1 protein-coding gene and 1 pseudogene are annotated in these 1,974 nt (G+C 50.1%); both read right to left on the minus strand.

What is annotated here, in order from left to right:
- Positions 1 to 944, minus strand: a 944-nt coding sequence (locus tag AWB64_RS30500; protein WP_157766742.1) for a hypothetical protein, incomplete at its 3' end; no start/stop codon positions are given.
- 24 nt (positions 945 to 968) lie between these two features.
- Positions 969 to 1,974, minus strand: a pseudogene (locus AWB64_RS30505) (hypothetical protein); the annotation flags it as partial.

The following is a 1,974-nucleotide window of genomic DNA, read 5'->3' on the forward strand; positions in this document are numbered from 1 at the left end:
TCGAACGTCGCGCGGGTAGGCTTGCTTCGGTCTGAACGAAAATCCACCTTGCCCATCGTGGCGACGACACCCTCACCCGTGATACCAGTAACGACTACTGCATGAAGCTGATACGTTCCGCGAGGAGCCTTCCGCGTAGGGATGGCCATAAACTTGAACGTCACAGACTGCTGAGGGTCAATTGTCACGATCTCGTCGGGAAATTCAGCTTTATTCACCAGCGGTTGCCCTGCAAGACGGACATCCCATTCATCCGTGCCATCCACACGAGAACCACCGACGTCAAGTCGGTCGCCAAAGTCAGTCGACCATCGATCCGGAGTGAACATTTTGATCGCGTATTCTCCACTATTCACAAAAGTCACAGATACGAGGAAGTTTTCTGTCTGCCGAAGGGCGCTCGTAACCTTGGCATCAAGCTTGACAAGTGCGCGACCGTCGCGCATATAGGTGTTCCGCGTTTTTATATAAAATTGGTCGACAAGGGTACATAACTCAGCAGGTAGTTCGTATGTCTTGCCCTGGTATGTTTTGATACGCCCGTCTAACGCACAATCAACTGAATATATCGTGGCGGGCTCAACTCGCTCAACTTCGTTTTTGGGACCGCCCTGCGCGGCTTTGCACAACCGTGCTTGAATGTCATTCGCTTGCTTAAGGTCCTCCGGTGACAGCCAAGATTCGATCAAACCAACGCCGTTGAAATCTTGGTCAATCGTATCCGATAGTCCGACACGCACCTTTCCTGTCATCCACACCCCTATGCCATTAGTGCCATAGTCATGACCGCCTAGTCTACTGATTCCGAACCCGGCTTCGGTCATAACTTTCGTTTTTGCTGTTGCAATATTCGGCACAACTATTACCTCACAAAGGACAAGAAAAAGTACAACCCACGAGACGACGAACGTCCGTAAGCGGAACATATAAGAACTATCCGCCATAACCTATCCTCCATGCTTTATGCGTCAGCTCGCTAAAGTGCCGCCTGATAATTCTAAATAGTGAGGACTTACCATCGCCGTTGGACCACCGTTAGTACCCGGTTTGATTATCTTGTTAGCACCGTATCCCATAAGGTTGTTCTCTGATCGCATCTGCCAAGTCTCTTTGCCTTTATACATATCGCCCGTCGCGAAGTTCAGCTCACTATTTTCGATATACATTTTGTGAACCCAGCCGCCGAACTCCCAATATTCATCGGGGAAGTTGAACATATGGCCGCACTCGTGCGCGACCACGTTCGTATCGTCTGGGTTATCTACGTATGAATCACGTTGTGGTAATAGGTTAACTTCTCCCCATGACCTTGCGTCGGCGCGAATAGCGCGCGGAAATAGATAAATGGTCTTGTGAACTTTTTTTCCGTCAGCTACGTCCGCGTCATTCAGACCTAACAAAAAATCTACATGGAATTTTATCGACACGCGACACCCGCAAGACGTTCCTTTTGAACATCCGTCAAGAATGAACTTACTACCGTGCGCGTTCAAAACAGCTTCAACTTGGCGTTTCTTCGTCGGTAACTCAAAGCGCGGTCCGGTGCTTTCCCGAAACTCCATCACGAAGCCACCGTTAATAAGCTTTCCGACTCCACGCCCGACCCCCTCCCAATGTGCGTCGTGATCGAAGGGCACCGATTGTTTTTTTCCATCAGGACCAAGAAGCGGCACTCCTCTTCCGTCCGATTTAAATAGGTCTACCGGGATGATCTTCACCCGTATGGACGCGTGCAACGTCTTGTTGCCTTCGTCGTAGGCCAACTCAAAAACGGTAGGAAACGTCGAGCCACCAACGATTTGGTGTCCAGACGAGCTAAGCCAAGGTCTTTTATACCTATCCAGCGCGTTGTACGACGCTGTTTCCGTCACGTCGCTACGTTCGCTTGTGAAGCCAAGCATAAACCAATCACAATACTCGGGGTCCTGAAGCTTGATGGGTATCGCAGAACTGTCCGTCTTCGTCAATGTTGGC

Source organism: Caballeronia sordidicola (assembly GCF_001544455.2).
GTDB classification, from domain to species: domain Bacteria; phylum Pseudomonadota; class Gammaproteobacteria; order Burkholderiales; family Burkholderiaceae; genus Caballeronia; species Caballeronia sordidicola.